Consider the following 17,151-nt stretch of genomic DNA (forward strand, 5'->3'; position numbering starts at 1 on the left):
GACCCACGGGCCGGGCACGCCCCGGGCCACCCGGTACCAGTCGCCTACGCCGCTGCCTCCATCACTCGACCGTTGAAGGATCAAGCATTCGGGTGATGCAGAGCCTCACCCGACGCTCACAGAATGTCCACATGAGCGAGACTGCGATGACCACACCGAGCGCGATGGACGCCGTACTCACCATCACCCCGCTGACCGAGCAGCCCGGGCTGCGCCTCATCGGCGAGATCGACCTCTACACGATCGACCGGGCCGCCGCCGCGCTGACCGACGCCATCCGCTCCGACGCCCCGGAGATCTACCTCGACCTCGCCGAAGTCGACTACTGCGGCATCGAGGGCCTGCGCCTCTTCGCCCTCACCGCCCAGCGCCTGGGCCGGCAAGGCCGCGAACTCGTGCTCTGCTCCCTCTCCCCCCATCTCGCCAAAATCCTGGGACTCCTCGGCTGGGACACCATCCCGGGCCTGTTGCCCGTCCCCAGACGGCCGTTCGCCACAACCCCGGCTCCCGTCCGCACGAACCCCGCCCGCCCCTTTGCCGTCCCGGCGTTCCCCGACCGCGCCCCCTGGCCGCTGACGGCATGACGCATCCGGTACGTCTGCTCGGACGTCTGCGGCGGCAAGGAGGTGACGGGCACTCGGTGCCTCTCCCACGACCCGCGGATGTCAGCCGACAGCCGACTCTCGATGCGATCGAAGATCGCTTCGTTGAGCCACCGCGCCTGGCCGTCGAACGGGGGGGGAGCTCACGATGAGAGGCTCCGTCGTTCAGCCGCACGCGGCGGCGTCCTCCGTTCCGGAGAGCACTGCGCGTAGTTGTCTGCGCGAGCTGATGCCCAGCTTGGGGAACACTTTGCCGAGGTGGTACTCCACGGTGCGCGGGCTGATGAACAGCTGCGCGGCGATCTCGGGGTTCGTGTGTCCCTGCGCGGCGAGGCGGGCGATCTGAGTTTCCTGGGCGGTGAGCTCGCTGAAGGCCTCCTTCGTCCGTTTGCGCGCTGTCTCGCCGGTCGCCGACAGTTCGCGCCGAGCGCGCTCGGCGAACGCGATCGCTCCCATCCGATCGAACGTCTCGTGGGCGGTGCGCAGATGCTCACGCGCGTCCATCCTCCGGTTCTCACGGCGGAGCCACTCGCCGTAGACGAGATGGCTGCGCCCGAGCTCGAGCACCGCGCGACTACGACCGAGCCGTTCGATGGACTCCAGGTAGAGCGCCTCGTCGCCGGTCATCAACGCACAGCAGCGCGCCGCGGTCCCCAACGCCCATTCGGTGCCGCTCGCCCGAGTGGCCCGGGTCAGGTGCTCCAGCGCCGCGTTCGCCTCCTCCAGCGGCCCACCGTTGCGGACGCAGGCCTCAATGAGCTCGACCCGAACCCAACTGTGCAAGATGGGGTCCTCGTGCTCGTCTGCCCGCCGGGCGGCGGTGAGCGCCTCGCCGTAGTCTCCGTGCGAGTTGTACAGCAGTGCGGTGAGCCACCAGATCCTGGCGAGCGCCGAGCCCTCGCCCCGCACCGTCACGTTGTGCCGCCCCCAGTCGAACAAGGCCAGCGTCTGGTGCTTATCACCCCGCACGGCGGCCAGCATGGCCGCCCCGAATTTGAGCGGCGGCATTCCGGTCGCCTCGACGATCGAGTCGACCTCTTCGACCAGCGACGCCGCGGTCTCCAGCGCTCCGCAGTGGATGTTGAGCGCGGCGAGGTGGTTCAGCACGTTCGGGAGCAGGTTCAGCGCACCGGTCTCGCGCGCCACGCGGACACCGCAGGTCGCGAGCGCATGCCAGAGATCGTCATCCCACAGATCCTGGGCCAAGCGGCACGCCAGCCACATCCATCGCCGGTCCGTGCCGCCGGCATCGGGTTCGCCGAACCTGCGCAGGGCCAGCGCGAGGGGCTTGACCGCCGCCTCGTACCCGTCGGTGAACCGCGTCACGAGGGCGCCCAAGAGCTGGTCGGCCGCGCCCGGCCCCAGCTCGTGGTCCGCCGCGCGCGCCGCCTCGGCCACCTCCCGCTCGTCTGGTCCGGCGCCGAGGCGCCCGGCGTACATCGCCGCCGCCATTGCCTCGAGGTAGGTGTCCCGGGCCATTGCGGGATCGAGGGGATCAAGTCGCTTGGCCGCCTCGAGCAGCAGCGGCGGCGCGTCGCGGCCCCGCTGCTCGTCGAACACGATCTGCGCTCGCAGCAGCTCCAGGCGCGCGCTCCGGAGCGGGTCCGCCGGCCCGGCGGCCGCGGCCGCCAAGAGTTTCGACGCGGCCACCGTATCGGCGACGTCGAGCTTCGCCCGGGCCGCGGCGAGTGAGCGCTCGGCCCGCGCCGCGGGGTCGGGCGTCAGCACGGCGGCCTGCTGCAGGAACGCCGCGGCCGCCGACAGCCCACCCCGTGAATGCGCCCGGTCCGCGGACCGCTCAAGTTGGCCGCCCACTTTTTGGGGGGGCCCGCCGGCCGCGCGAGCGCGGTGCCAGGCCCGGCGGTCAGGGTCGAAGCGCGCGTCGGTCACGTGGGCGAGCGCTCGGTGGGCCTCGCGCCGCTCGGGCGTGGTCGCGGCGCGGTAGACGGCCGAACGGACGAGCGGATGACGGAACCGCACGCGCGTGCCGATCTCGACCAGGCCGATCGCCTCTGCCGGTTCGGCCGCCCCCAGCCCGATGTCGAGCCGTTCGGCCGCGCGCCACAGCAGCATCACGTCGCCGATGGGCTCCGCCGCCGCCAGCAGGAGCAGGCGCCGGGTCTCCGCGGGGAGCGGATCCAGCTGGTTGACGAAGCCCTGCTCGATCCGGCTTGTCAGAGGCATCTCCATCGGCAGCCCGAATCCGCCCGCAGCCACGATCGGCTTCCCGCTGCGCGCCAGTTCGACCAGAGCGAGCGGGTTACCGCCGGCTTCTCCGAGTATCTGATCACGCACCGGCACGTCGAGCCGGCCGGGGACCATCGTGTCGAGCAGCTGACCGGCGTCCGCGGCGGCCAGGCCCTCGACGACGAGTTCCGGCAGCCCTTCGAGGTGATGCTTCTCATCGGAGGTGCGCAGCGCGAACACCAGTCCGACCCGTTCGGCGAACAGGCGGCGCGCCACGAACGCGAGGATCTGCACCGACACCCGGTCGAGCCACTGCACATCGTCGATGATGCAGACCAGAGGCTGCTCCTCCGCCGCGTCGGCCAGCAGGCTCAAGACCGCCAAGCCGACCAGGAACCGATCAGGAGGCGGACCGGCGCTCATGCCGAACGCCGTGCATAGCGCGGCGCGCTGGGGGACGGGCAGCTGATCGAGATGGTTCAGCACCGGTGTGCACAATGCGTGCAATCCGGCGAATGCGAGTTCCATCTCGGACTCGACGCCCGCCACCCGGACGATCCGGCATCCTTCCGCACAGGCCGACAGATAATCGAGCAGCGCCGTCTTGCCGATTCCGGCCTCACCGCGGAGGGTCAGCACTCCGCTCCGGCCCGCGCGCATCCCCGTGACCAGACGATCCAGCGTGTCCCGCTCATCGCTGCGATCGAGGAATCTCGTCCGCGAGAGGTGAGTGTCAACCAAAGCGGTGCACCCGTGACGACGACGGCATGTGTGGCCTTCCCTGATGTCATACGGCATGCCGCCGGACGCCGATGTCGCCGCGCGAGCACTGCGTAAGCAGATGGTTACCAATTGACTAAAAATTCTCGCAGAGCGCCCTGCCAGTCGCAAAACGGACCCACCACGTCCGCCATCACCACCCTGGCGCTGGGCGCGCCGCCTGATCAGGGCCGGCCCTCGAAGGGTCTGGGCACCAGCGGTGAGTCGGAGGCCAGCCAGGCCTCGACCGGGGTGGCCTCCCGCCATGCGGCGGCGTGGTCGCGCATACGGGCGAAGCGCACGCCCGGGCGGCTCTTCATGTGGCCGATCAACTCGTCGAGCATCGAGATGCGCGAGCCGCGCCCGATCACCTCGGGATGCATGCAGATCACCACGACTCCCCCGGGCTCGTGCAGGTAGGCGTAGTCGAACTCGCCCTGCCAGATCTCCCGCACCGCCGACGGCGCGTTGAGCGTGTTGGCCAAGCCCGGATAGAACTCGAAGTGCACGAAGTCGTCCATGTGCCACGCGAAAGGTATCTCGACGAGATCGACGGTACGCCCGAAGACGTACTCGCCGGCATCGGACCACTGGTCGCCCTGCCGCAGGTAGTAAGGGTAGAAATCTGACGCGCTGAAATGCGAGTTGTAGAGAAAACCGTGCTCCACAAGGATGTCGATCGACGTCGCGCTGTAGCTCCCCCGAGGCGCTCGGTAGCCGACCGGGCGCTCTCCCGTCACCTTCTCCAGAGCCTCGATTCCCTTGCGGAAGATCTCGCGCTGCTCTTCGTCGCTGAATTCCCCCGCGGCCTCGTGGGCCCACCCGTGGTGCCCGATCTCGTGCCCGCGGCGCTCGATGTCCAGCACCTGCGCGGGGTAGGCCAGCGCGGTGTGGCCGGGGACGAAGAAGGTCGCCTGGATGCCGTGCCGGTCGAGGAGGTCAAGGACACGGGGCACCGCGACGGCGGCGAACTCCCCGCGGGAGACGTCGGCGGGGTTCCTGGAACCGGCGACCCAGCCGCTCAGCGCGTCGAAGTCGAAGGAGAGACAGACGGTAAGTCCGGATCTCGCCGCCTGCAGGTTGCTTTCGGTCACTGCGGTCCTCCCTGGCCTCGGGCTTTCATAAAGTGCTGGACCAATCTGTTGTTGACATGAGAAAAGTGCCTCTGAACTGGGATGGTTGGGATTGCGACGTCTCAACCAGGCCCGGATCGGAAGGCACTTTTCAGGTGAAGACTACAGCCTGGAAGGCCAAGGTCGCGGTGTCGTCGGATGGTTCGGGATCGTCTCCCGGTCCGGTGGGCTGCTGCTGTTGGAGACGATCCGGGCCAGTGGGCCGGATCGGGCCATGCCGGCTGCTGCAGCCCGGTGGCGCTGGCGTTAGGCGGGGGCTGCCTGTCCGATGTGGCGATGCTCCGCGCCCAGAGCGAGTTGTTCGGGCCGGTGGCCTCTGATCCGACGGTCTCCCGGCTCATCGACACCTTGGTGGCGGAACCGGTGCGGGCGGGCAGGTGGTCCCGGTCGATCTGTACGCGACGATCGTGATCTCCCACTCAGGCGAAGAGCAGGCCGTCCCCACCTGGAAGAAGATGTTCGGGTTCCACCCGTTGACGGCATTCGCCGACCACGGCCCGGCAGGCGGGGGTGAGGCTCTGGCGGTGCTGTTGCGCACGGGCAGGGCCGGGTCGAACACCGCCTCCGACCACATCGAGACCACGAGACTCGCGCTCGCCCGACTACCCGCGGCGCGCAGGCGGCGGGTGCTGGTGCGCACCGGTTCCGGCGGCGGCACCCATGCCTTCCTCGCATTGCTGACCGGCCGCCGTCTGCAGTACCCGGTCGGTTGAACCCTGACCGAGGAACTGCAAAACGCGATTCTGGCCTTCCCCGGGGGCCGAGCCGAAACCCAGCCCTTCAACGGTTTGCAGGATCTCCTTGGGAGGCTGCAGCACATGGACCGCATCGGCGGAACACAGCTCGCGAATCGCGGCGCGGCGGCACTCCGCATCGGATCCATTCCATACGGCGACGTAGCGTTCGGTGAAGTCGTGAATGTCGATGTCAGCCATGGTCGATCCCCTCGGTCGCGAATGGTCGGCGTGCGGCAACGACCCGGCTGCGCCGGCCGTCGCGCGGCGTCTCCTCGCACGGAATCGCGGATCAGCAGCCGATCGGGTCGCACAAGAAGGGCGATCAGCGAATCGACCAGGGGCGGGCTCCCCGGAGCGTTGCGTGAGCGGCGCACCCGGCGACGCATCAGCCGGCTGGAACTGGCCATGCGTGCCGACACCACGCAACGGCACATCGGCTTCATCGAGAGCGGACGATCGGCCCCCGGCCGATCAATGATCATCCGACTGGCCGAACCCCTGGAGGTGCCGGTCCTCGAGCGCAATGAACTGCTCCTTGCAGCCGGATTCGCATCGGTCCACCCGCAGACCCGCCTGGACGACCCCCGACTCGAACCGATTCGCACTGCCCTGGAACGGATCCTGCACGGCCACCTGCGATGAGATGGGTCAGCCGGCGTCGTGCGAGGCTCGGTGCCGCTCCCCGCAGGCTGCCGGACTGAGCACTCCGAGGCTGAGTGCCTTCTGAACGGGTTATGCCAGCACTCGATCCATTCAAACAGCGAAGCGGCGAACTCGGCCCCTGTCCGCCGTTTTCGGGTGTCGAGCAGCTCAAGCTGAAGTGTTCACCAGAACGACTCCATCATCGCATTATCAAAGCAATACCCGACCGCCCCCATCGAGCCGAGAAGGCCAGCGTCACGCAGCCGACGACCGAACACCCGAGATGTGAACTGCGGGCCGCGATCCGAATACCAGGCAACTCGAACCGCTCGACACCAGGGTATGGCAAATAAGAGGTCAAATCGCCGCTGTCGCGTTTGAATGGATCGAGTACTGGTATAACCCGTTCAGAGGGGCACTCTAGCCCCCATATGCTCGGCCCGGTCACCTACGAAGAGCGGTACCACGCCTCGCAGACGGCCACCCGATGCACGCGCCGTAGCCGTCCATGCCATGGGGGATTCTCAAAGGCCGGTTCGGTGCCGACCAACTCCGCGACGAAGGGCTCCGACCAGAGCATTTCTCTTAATGTTAGCGGGAGGCGGCGATGTACGGTATGGGCCGCGTGTTGCTATTCGCTGAAGTCGGGCTGCCCGTCGAAGCTGGGGCTTGTTCTGTGCTGGGTTATCGCTTTCTTGTACGGGCAGGGTGACGCGCCTGTGAGAACGCCATCTGCCATTCCAGTCGGAGCCGCGGCCGACGAAACGTTTCTCCCTTCACCTGAGCTTCCGCGCGGAGGGCTGGTCGTCCGCGCGATGGGTGAGCACTGGAACGTCAACACGCAGACCGGCGCGCTGAGCGTCTCGGTCCCCATCGCCACCAGTCCGGGGCGCGGCTCCAGCACAGCCGAACTCAGCCTCAACCACACCGGCGGAACACGTTCAGCGTATGGATACGGCTGGAGCCTGTCCGTGCCAGCGATAACCCGGCGCGGCGCGAAGCGGCTGGCCGCCTACAACGACGAAGACGTGTTCACGCTCCCCGGTCACGACGATCTCGTGCCGAGCCTTGAGCCCGACGGCAAGGGTGGATGGCAGGCGGTCGAGCAACCTGAGAGCATCGACGGGACGCCGCATCAGGTGCGCCGATACCGGCCACGCACTGACGACACCCGCACCCGCATCGAGCGTTGCACACCGACCGCCGGAGGTGTGTCGTTCTGGCGCACCACCGACGCCGACAACGTCACGTGCACCTTCGGCCGCGCGTCTAACTCTCGTATCGCCGATCCCGGCGACCCATCGGGTCGGCGGGTCAGCGAGTGGCTGCTCGATGAGGTTCGCGACAGCCTGGGCAATGTCGCGGCCTATGAGTACAAGTGCGAGGACACCGCCAACGTCATGCCCCAACCAGGTGAGCAGCACCGGCTCGAGCCAGAGGCATCGGCCCAGCCCAACCGCTACCTCAAGCGCATCCGCTACGCCAACGTGGTACCGGACGACCCGACCAGCACACGCATTCTCGTCGTGCTCGACTACGGCGAGCATGACCTGGAGCCGACGGAGGCGCGCTCGTGGCCCGCCCGGGACGATGCCTACAGCGTCTACACAGCGGGGTTTGAGGTTCGGACCTATCGTCGGCTGCGCCGCCTGATGGTCTTTCACGATTTCGGCGCCGCGATGGGTCTCGGCCCGGCTCCGCGACTCGTCCGCACCGTCGAGCTCACTCACGACACTGCGGTGTCCCGGCTGACCTCGCTGCGGCAGGTGGGCTACCGCTGGACCGGCGCATCCTACGACACCGCCGCGTTGCCACCGGTCGAATTCGGCTACCTCGACCCGGTGATCGCCGACGAGATCAAGGAGGTCCCGCTATCGCTGCGCGCCGACGGAGCGCACATACACTTCGTCGACCTCGATGGCGACGGTCTGCCCGGTGTTCTGACCACCACACCCAGCGGCTGGTGGTACCAGTCACCCGCTGGCGGCGGTCGCTACGACCCGCCTCGGCCCGTACCGCAGCTGCCACCCACCGCGGCGGCAGGCACGACCGGGCTGCGCGATGTCGACGGCACGGGCCGGATCGGGATCGCGGCCGAGGAGGGCGGGCTGTCCGGTACCGCCGTCCGCCAGCCGGACGGGAACTGGGACCGCTACCAGGCCCACCAGAGCCGCGCGGTCACCGACCTCGCCGAACCACACCTGCAGCGGCTCGATGTCACCGGTGACGGGCTGGCCGACCTCGTACGGCGAGGGGCCGATGGCATCCGGTGGACCGAGTCACTCGGCCGTGTCGGCTATGGCGCCACCAGGACGATCGTCACTGCGGCTGACGAACGGGACGGTCCCCGGCCACCTGCCGCCGATTCCGCGCACGAATGGTTCTGCGTCGACATGTCCGGTGACGGCCTGCAGGATCTGGTCCGTGTGCGCAACGGACGGGTCGACTACTGGCCCAACCTCGGTTGGGGACGGTACGGCGCCCGGGTAACGATGACCGGCACGCTCGCGCTCGGACACCCGCCCGACGGCGGGCGGATCCGCTTCGCCGACCTCGACGGCACCGGCACCGCCGACCTGCTCTACCTTGGCGACCACACCATCACGGCGTGGCGCAACCACCACGGCACCTCATGGTCCGCGCCCGAGACGCTGGCCCAGGTGCCGCGGGTGGACTCGCTCGGCGAGGTGCAGTTCCTCGACCTGCTCGGCGCCGGCACGCCCTGCCTGGTCTGGACCTCGTCCCTGCCGACCGCGCCAGCCGGCCGCTATTTGGACCTCGCCGTGCAGGGTCCGCCGCATCGTCTGCAAACGATCGTGAACAACATGGGCGCACGGACGACATTCGGATATGACACCTCGGCGCGCCAGCAACTCGCGGCTGCCCGCAGCGGTGGTCCCTGGCGCGGCACGACCAGCTCCGCCGCAGTGGTGGTCAGCCGAGTCCAAGTCGACGATGAGGTGTCGGAAACCAGGCATGTCACCCGCTTCACCTACCGCGATGCCTGGTCCGACCCGGTCGAGCGCGAGTCGCGTGGTTTCGGCTACGCGGAGACCGTCGACGCGGAGAGCATCGGCGGAGAGGCGTTCGACCTGCCGACCGTGCGCACCTGTGAATGGTTCGCCACCGGGCTGCCCGGTGACCGTCAAGACGGCACCTTCACCGCGGATATCAAGGCTCCGACCCTCACCGGCGCGGATCGGGTCGGCATCACCGGCGGACGCGAGTTCGCGCAGGCTGCCCGCGCGCTCGCCGGCCGAGCCGTGCGCACCGAGACATGGGTCGACGACGGCGGCCCGAACACGCCAGTGATGGTGACGCAGACACGGCCGCGGGTCCGTCAGCTGCAGCCGGGTGACGTGGCGTGTCCCGCCGTCTTCCGGGTCGAGCCACTCGAGTCGATCACCACCCACTACGAGCGCACCACCGACGACCCCCGGATCACCCACGACCTCACGCTCGGCACCGACGCCCACGGCACGCCCAACTCCACGGCGAGCGTGGCCTACCGCCGTCGAGTGCCGCAGATCGACGAGCAGAACCAGGTCCTGATGACCTGGACGGTCACCGACCTGTCCAGCTCCGACAGCAGTACCGCGTACCTCGTCTCACACCCGACCGCGGTGCGCGAGTACGAGATCACCAACCTCTCGGTGCCACCGCTCGGTCGCTACGACCCGGCCGCCCTCGCCGCGCTGCTGCCAACGCTCGCCGAACGCGACTTCAGTGCCGCGGCCACCCCGGGCCTGGCCGAGAAGCGGCTGCGCTCCGCAACCCGCTACGAGTACTGGAACGACGCTCTGTCCTCGGCGCTGCCGGCTCCTCAGCTGGGTCGGCGCGCGCTCATCCGCCGTGTGCTGCGCTTCGCCCTCACCCCAGACCTGATCACGTCGACCTTCGGCGGTCTCGCCACCCCGGCGATCCTCAGCAACGAGGGTGGGTATGAGCAGATCAACGGGCACTGGTGGATCACCGATGGCGTCCGCGGATACTCCGCAGCCGCCTGCTACCTGCCGACAAGCCACACCACACCGTTCGGCAACACCTCGACGGTCACCTGGGACAGCCATCACCTGCTGGTGGTCGCCACGGCCGCCTCCACGACCGCACCGCTGTCGCTGAACACCCGCCAGTTCGACAACGACTACCGCACCCTCACGCCTTGCAAGGCCACCGATGCCAACGGCGTGTGGCAACGGGTGGAGTTCGACCCGCTTGGCCGGGTTGTCCGCAACTGGCGGGAGGGCCCGGACGGCAGCGGCGATCCGGATACGTTGCCCGGCGCCACATTCGCCTACGGCGATGATGCCTGGTACAGCGGCAACGGACCGTGTTGGTCGCACGCGGCGATCAGGGAGAAGCACGGCGATCCAGCAGCGCCCCGCCAGGAACAACGCCTGTTCGTCGACGGGTTCGGCCGGATAGCGATGACGAAGACCTCCTGCGAACCAGGTGAGGCATGGGCGGACGATGGCACCGGCGGCGTGGTGAGCGTCGACACCACGCCGAACCCGCGGTGGATCGGCACCGGTCGCACGGTCTTCGACAACAAGGGCCACCCGGTCGAACAGTACGAGCCGTACTTCGCCACCACCGCCGGCTTCGACACCGCCGACGCCCTGGTCAAGCACAGCGTGCTGCAGCGGCGTAGCTACGACGCGCTCGGGCGGCTGGTTCGGGTCGACCATCCGGACGGCACGGTGGAGACCGTCGAGATCGGACCCTGGCACCAGATCAACGCCGATCGCAACGACACCGTGCTGTCCAGCGACTGGTACCTCGCGCGGCAGGGCGGGGCGACGAGCGCCGCGGAGCAGCGCGCGGCGGCCCTCGCCGCGGCACACGCGAACACACCGCTCGTCCAGCTCTGCGACGCGCTCGGCCGAATTGTGCGCACCCGCGCGGACAACGGCGCTGAGGGCGTGTACGAGACGCGCTTCGCACTGGATCTCGCCGGGGAAATGTACGAGGTGTACGACGCCCGCGGGATCCGGGTCGGCGGCCAGTTGCGGGACGCGGCTGGGCGGATCCTGCGAACCGAGAGCATCGATGCCGGCACCCAGCTCGTCCTTCCCGATGCCGCCGGTCGACACCTGCGGCATGTCACCGCGGTCGGGCACGTCGTCACCAGCCGCTACGACCTTCTCGGCCGGCAAACCCAGCTGCTCGTGCGCAATCCGGCCGGCAACACCGAGCGCGTCGCCGAATACACCGTCTACGGCGAAGCGCACCCGCAGGCGGCGGCCCGCGGGCTCCTCGGCCAGGTGCACCGCCGCTACGACGATGCCGGGTTGTCCCGGGTCGAGCGCTTCGATCTGGGGGGCAATGTCGTGGAAGGAACCCGGCAGCTGCTCGCCGACCCGACCATGCCGGACTGGTCAGGGCTTGTCGGGCAGCCGCTCAATGCGCTGGACGCCGCGGCCGCGCCGCTGCTCAGCGCCGAGACCTTCACCACGACCGCCGCCTTCGACGCGATCGGCCGCGTGCTGGTCCAGAACCTGGCCGAAGGCACCCAGTTCGCACTCGGATACCGTGGCGGCTCGCTCGCCACAGTCACCGGCAGGTTCGCAGGCACCTCCGCCGACACTCCGCTGGTCACCGCCACCGAGCACGACGCGCGACGGCGCCGGATCGCCGTCCACCATGGCAACGGCGTCATCGTCCGGCATGACTACGACGAGCTGTCCGGGCGGCCGATTGCGATCACCAGCCGCGTCGGCAACACCACGATCCAGGACCTCAGCTACACCTATGATCCGGTGGGTAACGTCGTGCAAACTCGGGATGCCGCCGCCCAACACGTTTTCTTCGCCAGCGCCATGGTGGCCCCAGGCGCGCTGTTCACCTATGACCCGACGTACCGGTTGCGCACCGCCACCGGTCGCGAACACGCAAGTCTCGACCAACAGCCGAACAGGTCCGAACCGGCACTACCGTCCCTGCCGCATCCCAACGACACCAACGCGCTTCGCGCCTATACCGAGAGCTACACCTACGACAGCGTCGGCAACATCCTGCGGATGGCGCACACCAATACCGCTCTGAGCTGGACCCGGCACTGCGACTACACGCCGAACACCAACCGCCTTGCTTCGCACCAACTGCCGGGCGATCCGGACGCAGGCCCCTACTCGGCGATGTTCGAATACGACATGGCCGGCAACACCACCCGCGCGCCGAACCTCGCCGCTCTCACCTGGGATCACCGCGGCCGCATGGTCGGCGCTGACCTCAGCGGCGGCGGCACCTGCACCTACCAGTACGACGGTAGCGGGAACCGTGTCCGCAAGATCTGGCAGCGCAACGGCGGGCTCCGCGAAGAGCGGATCTACCTGGGCGATCTTGAGATCTTCCGCCGCTACCGGTCCAACGCCCTGGTGTTCGAGCGGCGCACCGTGCGCGTGCTCGATGGCAAGCGCACGCTCGCGCTGGTCGAGACGCTGGTGTTCGATGCCGACCGACCCGGCTTCGACGGCACTCCGCGCGTGCGGTACCAACTCGCCGACCTGCTCGGGTCGAGCGCGGTGGAGTGCGACGACACCGGAGCGGTGATCGCCTACGAGGAGTACCACCCGTTCGGCACAACGGCGTTGTGGCTGGCGAGAGGCGCGGCTGCGGCGAGTACGAGGCGTTACCGTTACCTCGGCAAGGAGAAGGACGAGGAAACGGGCTACTACCTGCTCGGTGCGCGCTACTACTGCAGCTGGCTCGGCCGCTGGCTCAGCCCTGACCCCGCCGGCCTGATCGATGGGGTGAACCGATACTCCTACTCCGGCGACAACCCGGTGTCGCGGATCGATCCCACCGGTCTGGGCGATGAACTCCCGCTGGTGCAGATGTTCCTGACCGAGTCCAAGGGATTGCGTTTCCCGGTCAAGGCGACCGGCAGTGGCAACTTCCAAGCAAAGCACTACAACTTCGCAAAGGAACTTTCCAGGCTGTGGGGCGGTGCGCCAGCGAACTATGTCTTGGGCCACTCCCCCGAAACGCCGATGTGGAGCCAGAAGATCGGCACCGTCTCTGACGTCGGTATTCAGGCACCCGACCTGAACGCCCGGCAGTCGGTCGGCGAGCGCGCCGATGCGCAAGCCGCCAAGGCTCGCGGCGAATTCGCCAGAGTCGAACGAAGAACAACCGTCTCGGTAAATAACCCACCGAAAGGGCAGCCCAAGCTCTCCACCAACGCGATCGGCCCGAAGCCGGTCACGGCGGGAGGCAAGATCGCGCCGAAGACGGACCCGTGGGCGGCGACCGCCGCGTGGAAACCCTCAGCGCCGAAGCCGCCACCCGGGCTGATCGGTGAGCAGCTGAAGATGCCCGGTGTCCAGACCGAGCACCAGTTGAAGCTACCGTTCGACCAGCCGGCCGCACCCAAGAGCGCGCCGGTGGCCAAGGCGGCGCCTACCGGTGGCCCGCAGCAACTCGAGCTGTTCAAGCAGCCGGCGAGCACCGCCACCACCGCGACCAACGACGCGGCCAGAACTGTCGATGCCACCAGGGGTACCTCCGCCATCACCAAGACGACGGGCGGCGGCAACAACGCTACGACGGTCGCCAAGGCAGTGGACAACGCGAAGCCTGTGGCAGCTGGTACGGCGAAGGTCACCAAGGACGCGACGGCCGTCAGCGAGGTGACCAAGGACGCGGCCGAGGTCACCAAGGCCGCCAAGGACGCCAGTGCCGTCCGCAAGGCCGCCCCGATCGCGCAGGATGCGAACGCGCTGGCCAAGGCCGCCAAAGCGGTGGCGCCCACGGCAAAGACCGTCGCACCCCAGGTGAAGGAGGCCGGAGCGCTCTTGCGATCGGCGACCAAGGCTGCCAAGGTCGCCGCTCCGGTGGTGAAGGTGGTCAAGCCGGTCGTCAAGGTCGTCGGTGAGGTGGCCAAACCACTGGGCGTCGGGCTCGCCGCGGTGGACCTGGCGACCGCGAACAACAACAGCGACCGGCTGGTGGCCAGCGGTGATCTCGTCGCCGGCGTGGCGATGTACTGCGGGCCGGTCGGTGAGGCCTTCTCTGTCGGCTACACGGGCGGTGGGCTCGCCGACAAAGGCATTGAAAAGGCGTCCAAGGCTGCATTCGGCGTTGACCTCTCGCCGTCGAACGGGTTGTCGAAGTCGCTGGACGCGCAGGACAAGCTGATCTCCTCGGTGATCCCCAACGACCCGAAGCAGCCTGCCTACAAGAACGAGAACAAACTGGCTTGGTTCCTGATCGACAAGCTCGGATTCTGACCCAAGACGCGCATGGGAGCTCAACCGTGACCGATCGCTATCGCACGCTCTCCGTCGGGCTCTCTGGCGATGATGTCCGCGCCCTGCACGCGCGGATGCTCGACCTCGATGCCGCAATCGAGCCGGGCGAGCTTGTGCACGGCTTCTTCGGTGCCAGCACGCGGCATGAGCTGCTCGCCATCCAGCGGCGCCTGGGCCTTCCCGCCACGGGCGCCGCCGACAGCGAAACCGAACTCGCACTGCGGGAGTACGACGCGCCGCAGTACGGATACGTTCTTGGTCTCGTTCTCGGGCCGGACGAGCGCCCGGTCGACAGAGCAATCGTGCGGACCATCGATCGGGATCTTCGCAGCGGCCAGCAGCTCGGCGAGGTCGACACCGACGAGCACGGCTTCTACTTCGTGCGCTACTCCCCGGAGCGGTCCTGGCAGCTCGAACTGAACCGCCCGGACATCTACGTGCAAGTGCGGGTGGACCAGCAGGTGGTATACGACCCTCCGATCGAAGAGACCGTGTTCAACGCGCCGGCGCTGGTATCGATCACCGTGCGGCTCGCGGTGCAGACCGTGCCGGAACGCAGCGAGTATGAGCACCTGGTCTCAACGCTGGAGCCGCTGCTGGGCGAGTACGACTGGGCGGACCTGGACCAGCAGCAGGACGTCGTCTTCCTGGCCGGCGAGAGCGGATTCGACCGCGACCGGGTCAGCTGGGTGATAGTCGGCAACCGACTCGCTCGCGAGACCGGCATCCCTGCCTACTTCTTCTACGCGCTGTTCGCCGAAGAAGTACTCGCCGCGGTCCAGCACTGGCCGTCGCTCACTCCGCGGCTGCACATCACGGTCAGCACGCCCACCGAGCCGCTGTTCAATGACATCGTCCTGCTCCCGCGAACGGACATCGAGGCGGCGGTACACGCCGCGGTGCGAACCTTCCGCGTTCCGCAACGGCTCAGCGACGAGTTGCCCGACATCCTCATCCAGCTGGACCCGCACTATGAGCAGGCCCGTGCGTGGGCACGCAAGGAGCGGCAGCGCGTACTGCGCGCACAGCTCGCCCACTTCGCCGGGTCTGACCTGCACCGGCAGTTGCAGACGGTACTCGATGCCGACCCGTTCGGCGACCTGCCCAGCGTGTTCGGCAAGCTGCAGGAGCTGCAGCTGATCCCGTCCGACCCGCAGGCCGGTGAGGTGCTGGGCGACCTGACCCTGGCCGAGCTGCTCGGCGGCGACCCCGCACTCATCCGTACTGTGCGGGAAAGCTTCGGCATCACCGGCAACGGAGACGAACACCGGCTGGCCGAGCTGAGCGCGGCCGATTGGGCCACCGCGGTCGGCAGCGTCGACAATACCGACCCGCACGTGGCCGACCGAACCGGTGCGGCGATGGAAGCGCGGATGGCCAGGCGGTTTCCGACCACGGCGTTCGCCGTCCGGCTCGACCGTGACGACCAGCCGCCACTGCCGCACGCCCAGGCGGTAGCCGACGTGCTCGCCGCCAACCCCGACTTCGATCTGGCCCGCGGCAACGCGCGGGCCCTGCTGGCCGAGCACGACCGGCCGGTGGATGCCGACGTCCGGGCCGCGCTGCAAACCGCGCAGCGGGTATACAGGCTGGCGCCGAACTATGATCGCACCAAGGCGCTGTTGAGCCTTGGCATCACCTCCGCCAGCGGCGTCGTCCGGCAAGGCCGACAACGATTCGTCCGCGACTTCGTGCGGAGCGGCGCGCCCGCCCCGGACGCGCTGCGCGCCTACCGCACGGCGGCAGACATCCATGCGAGCAGCCTGCTGCTGGCCGGTCAGCTGCAGGGCGCCGCGGCCGCCACGATGCTGCCGGCGATGGCGCTTGCTCCAGCGCTCCTGGAGCCGGTGGTCAAGGACTTCCCGAACATGAAGAGCCTCTTCTCCGCCATGGACATGTGCGAGTGCGTCGACTGTCGATCGGTGCACGGTGCGGCCGCGTACCTGGTCGATTTGCTGCAGTTCCTCGGCGACCGCCTGGTGGTCGACACCACGACCTCTCCAGCGGTCACCTTGAAGGGCGCCCGTGATGTGCTGCTGTCGCGACGTCCCGACCTGGTCGTCACCGATCTCAACTGCGCCAACACGAACACCTCCATCCCCTACCTGGACATGGTCTGCGAGCTGCTGGAGGAGGCCATCGCGCCCGAGGCCGGGCTGGCCTACAACGGCCCGGTCGCGGACGGCCCGATCTCGGCGCCCCTGCTGACCGCACTGCAGGGCGCCGGGCTGGCGTTCACCGACGAGGCGGTCGTATACGGGCCTGACCTGGACGGCGTGTTCGTGGCCCGCGGCGCAGCCGCCGTCGCCGGTATCGTGCCCGACGCCGGCCAGTGGCTCATCCGGGTGCTGCGGCAGACGTTCGGCAACGAAGCGGAACGCGCCGCCGCCCCGCAGTATCTCAAGGAAACCGCCTATCAGGCTCTCGCCGCGAGCACCTGGTGCTTCACCCTGCCGTTCGACCTGGCCCATCAGGAGACACGGCGTTATCTCGCCCAGTTCGACATCGACCGGGCCGACCTGATGCGCCGGCTGCAGGCCGCGGGAGCGCCGTCCGACGCTACCATCGCCGCTGAACGCCTCGGGCTCAGCGACGGGCAGCGGTCGCTGATCACCACGTCCGATCCGGCGAACCAGCCGACGATCTGGAACACACCCGCATCGCCCGCCGCCGCCACCCTCGCGATGGTCGACACCTTCGTCACCCGGGCGGGGATCACCTACCAGGACCTGTTGGAGCTGCTTGAACTGGAGTGGATCGACGGTGGCCAGGATCTGTTCGTCCAGCACCTCGACTCCAGCGCCGATCTCGCCCAGAAGCGCATCGTCAACCTCGACGA

5 protein-coding genes and 1 pseudogene are annotated in these 17,151 nt (G+C 68.4%); 4 read left to right on the forward strand and 2 right to left on the reverse strand.

Going from position 1 to position 17,151, the window contains the following annotated elements:
* Positions 1-131 precede the first annotated feature (131 nt).
* On the forward strand, positions 132-584 hold the full coding sequence (locus ABD140_RS18950; protein WP_344242202.1) for an STAS domain-containing protein: 453 nt from the start codon (positions 132-134) through the stop codon (positions 582-584).
* 183 nt (positions 585-767) lie between these two features.
* On the opposite strand, the gene ABD140_RS18955 is transcribed toward ABD140_RS18950, so the two are convergent.
* Together ABD140_RS18955 and ABD140_RS18960 are read right to left on the reverse strand one after the other, a co-directional pair.
* Complete coding sequence (locus ABD140_RS18955) at positions 768-3,815, reverse strand: helix-turn-helix transcriptional regulator (RefSeq protein WP_344242203.1); 3,048 nt, start codon at positions 3,813-3,815, stop codon at positions 768-770.
* The gene (locus ABD140_RS18960; RefSeq protein WP_344242204.1) at positions 3,734-4,642 is read right to left on the reverse strand and encodes a polysaccharide deacetylase family protein; all 909 of its coding nucleotides are present in this window, start codon (positions 4,640-4,642) and stop codon (positions 3,734-3,736) included. The genes ABD140_RS18955 and ABD140_RS18960 overlap by 82 nt, the downstream gene beginning before the upstream one ends.
* A 273-nt stretch (positions 4,643-4,915) precedes the next feature.
* Between ABD140_RS18960 and ABD140_RS18965 the strand changes: the two are divergent.
* The 3 genes and pseudogenes from ABD140_RS18965 to ABD140_RS18975 form a co-directional block, all read left to right on the forward strand.
* Positions 4,916-5,394: pseudogene (locus tag ABD140_RS18965) on the forward strand (transposase); the annotation flags it as partial.
* A 105-nt stretch (positions 5,395-5,499) separates the two neighbouring features.
* The gene (locus ABD140_RS18970; RefSeq protein WP_344242205.1) at positions 5,500-6,060 is read left to right on the forward strand and encodes a helix-turn-helix domain-containing protein; all 561 of its coding nucleotides are present in this window, start codon (positions 5,500-5,502) and stop codon (positions 6,058-6,060) included.
* Positions 6,061-6,875: 815 nt separating this feature from the next.
* Complete coding sequence (locus ABD140_RS18975; protein ID WP_344242206.1) at positions 6,876-14,291, forward strand: SpvB/TcaC N-terminal domain-containing protein; 7,416 nt, start codon at positions 6,876-6,878, stop codon at positions 14,289-14,291.
* Positions 14,292-17,151: the final 2,860 nt, after the last annotated feature.

Origin of the sequence: Actinocorallia libanotica, from assembly GCF_039525175.1 — a bacterium.
GTDB classification, from domain to species: domain Bacteria; phylum Actinomycetota; class Actinomycetes; order Streptosporangiales; family Streptosporangiaceae; genus Actinocorallia; species Actinocorallia libanotica.

Coding starts and splice junctions, on each gene's coding strand:
- ABD140_RS18950 (WP_344242202.1), top strand. CDS start 132: ATGAGCGAGACTGCGATGACCACACCGAGCGCGATGGACGCCGTACTC.
- ABD140_RS18955 (WP_344242203.1), bottom strand. CDS start 3,815: ATGGCGGGAGGCCACCCCGGTCGAGGCCTGGCTGGCCTCCGACTCACC.
- ABD140_RS18970 (WP_344242205.1), top strand. CDS start 5,500: ATGGACCGCATCGGCGGAACACAGCTCGCGAATCGCGGCGCGGCGGCA.
- ABD140_RS18975 (WP_344242206.1), top strand. CDS start 6,876: ATGGGTGAGCACTGGAACGTCAACACGCAGACCGGCGCGCTGAGCGTC.